Source organism: Paenibacillus sp. 01T442 (genome assembly GCF_056398345.1).
In genome coordinates this window covers 1-2,778 of record NZ_JBFTPF010000174.1, presented here as the reverse complement: position 1 = coordinate 2,778, position 2,778 = coordinate 1, and the positions used below count along the sequence as shown (strand labels likewise).

Sequence of the window (2,778 nt, the reverse complement as noted above, 5' to 3'; positions counted from 1 at the left end):
CTCACATATTGACCATAATAAGAACGAAACATCGACAAAAATCCTTTGGCGAAGTCACTCCAATTAACAGCCAGTGACTTCAGTTCTTTCCGGGTAAAAAGCAGCCATATCATATTCCGCTCCCCCTCTGGGAGTTTAGCAAAGTCAAGAAAGACCGCCGCAGCCGCTTGATTCCAACCAACAATGTGACATCGGCGATCCGAAACAATCGTGGGGCAATCATGAAGCTCCGTCAATATCCGATTCAAAGCCGGACTTATCGTCGGTATTTGATCAACAAAAGTCGCTGGCGCTGGTTGTTCCAACGCTAAACTGAACAAATATTGCCGCTCATCCTCATTCAACTGCAAGGCCATTGCAATGCGATCGAGTACTTGTACGGACATTTTGATGTCTCGTCCTTGTTCCAACCATGTATACCAAGTCGTACTCACACCAGCAATCGTTGCGACTTCCTCTCGACGCAACCCCGGTGTACGTCGCCTGCTTCCGCCTAACAATCCAACTTCTTGCGGCTGGATACGCGATCGATGTGCCATTAGAAAGTTCGATAATTCTTGAAGCCTCTCCTTTGTGTTCACGCAAGGTTTCCTCCTTAGCCTAGTATCATAGAAGCCATTATACCAGTATAAACGCTAACTTGTAATAGGATACGCAGTATGACATTCTAATTAAAAAAGGAGGACGACGCGATGAAACGTGTGGTTATTACTGGTATGGGAGTCATTACACCAATAGGAAATAATGTGGATGCATTCTGGGGGAATTTGACAACGGGGCAATCTGGCATTTCTAAAATAGAGCATTTCGACACATCGGATTACAAAACAAACTTCGCTGGCGTTGTCCGGGATTTCGATGCCGAAGCCGCTGTTGGACGTCGTGAGGTGCGACGCATGGATCGCTACTGCCAGTTCGCCGTTGCGGCAGCTAAACAAGCAATCGATGACGCTAATCTCGCGATTGACGCCTCCAACGAAGAGCGTGTTGGCGTCTATATCGGCTCCGGCATTGGCGGCATTCAGACCATCTTGGACAACTATCGAACGCTGCTGGCCCGAGGGCCAGGCCGGGTCAGCCCGACCGTTGTTCCGATGATGATTGCCAACATGGCCGCTGCACAGGTTAGCATCTTGTACGGCGCCAAAGGGCCAACGCTTGCTCCCGTTACCGCTTGCGCAACGGGCAACAACGCCATTGGCGAGGCCTTTAAGCTCATCCAGCGCGGAGGCGCAGATGCCGTCATTGCCGGCGGCGCCGAAGCGACGGTCACCGACCTCGCGCTCGCGGGCTTCGGCAATGCAACCGCGTTGTCGACGCGCTGTGACGCGCCGGAGCAGGCAAGCCGCCCGTTCGACGCGCAGCGCGACGGATTCGTCGCCGCCGAAGGCGCCGGCGTCTTGGTCTTGGAGTCGCTCGAGCATGCGGAGCGCCGCGGGGCTCGGATCCATGCCGAAATCGTCGGCTATGGATCCACCTCGGACGCCTACCACATCGTGGCGACCGATCCTGAGGGCTCGGGGGCCTACCGAGCCATGCGCGACGCGCTAGTTGATGCGGGGATCGACGCGTCGGAGATCAACACTATTAACGCTCACGCGACAAGCACCGTCGCTGGTGATCTCTCCGAGACGCTGGCAATCAAGCGTCTACTTGGCCGCGGCGCTTACAACGTGCCGATCAGCGCCAACAAATCCATGATCGGCCACATGCTTGGCGCTGCGGGCGGTGTCGAGGCCGTCGCCCTGATCAAAACCTTACAGGACAACCTCATCCCCCCGACCATCAACTTGGACAATCCCGATCCACAGTGCGATTTGGATTACGTGCCCCACGAGGCGCGACATGCGAAGCTACAGTATGGGCTGTCGAGCTCATTTGGTTTTGGCGGGCATAATGCGGTGTTGATATTGAAACGGTTTGGGTGAGCGGGGAACGTAATACACTCACCTGAGGGCATCACATCACTGTTCAGCAGAGTGAGGAATGACAATTTTCAATTTTCAATCAATGTTAGTTGTATACTGTTACTTGGCCGATTGGACAATCTGCCGTAATATACTTACCCGAGGTCCATCACATCGCTTTTCCGCAAAGTAGGAAATGACAATTTTTAATTAATGTCAGTTGTAAGATGTTACTTAACTGTTTGGAGAATCGTAATATACTTACCCGAGGTCCATCACATCACTGTTCCGCAAAGTGGGAAATGACAATTTTCAATTAATGTCAGTTGTAAGATGTTACTCGGCTATTTGGAGAAYCGTAATATACTTACCCGAGGTYCATCACATCRCTRTTCCGCAAAGTGGGAAATGACAATTTTCAATTAATGTCAGTTGTAAGATGTTACTCGGCTATTTGGAAAACCGTAATATACTTACCCGAGGTCCATCACATCACTGTCCCGCAAAGTAGGAAGTGACAATTTTCAAATAATGTCAGTTGTAAGATGTTACTCGGCTGCTTTGAGAACCGTAATATACTTAGTCGAGGTCCATCACATCGCTGCTCTGCAAAGTAGGAAATGACAATTTTCAATTAATGTCAGTTGTAAGATGTTACTCGGCTGTTTGGAGAACCGCAATATACTTAGCCGAGGTCCATCACATCGCTGTCTGCAAAGTAGGAAATGACAATTTTCAATTAATGTCAGTTGTAAGATGTTACTCGGCTATTTGGAGAACCATAATATACTTACCCGAGGTCCATCACATCGCTGCTCTGCAAAGTAGGAAATGACAATTTTCAATTAATGTCAGTTGTAAGATGTTACTC

General features: G+C 49.9%; 2 protein-coding genes. One reads left to right on the top strand and one right to left on the bottom strand.

Going from position 1 to position 2,778, the window contains the following annotated elements; all coding sequences use genetic code 11:
• A partial coding sequence (locus tag AC1DLM_RS35110; protein WP_477572591.1) for a helix-turn-helix transcriptional regulator occupies nucleotides 1–581 on the bottom strand: 581 nt, incomplete at its 3' end.
• 111 nt (nucleotides 582–692) lie between these two features.
• Between AC1DLM_RS35110 and fabF the strand changes: the two genes are divergently transcribed.
• On the top strand, nucleotides 693–1,928 hold the full coding sequence (fabF, locus tag AC1DLM_RS35105; RefSeq protein WP_441991919.1) for a beta-ketoacyl-ACP synthase II: 1,236 nt from the start codon (nucleotides 693–695) through the stop codon (nucleotides 1,926–1,928).
• Nucleotides 1,929–2,778: the final 850 nt, after the last annotated feature.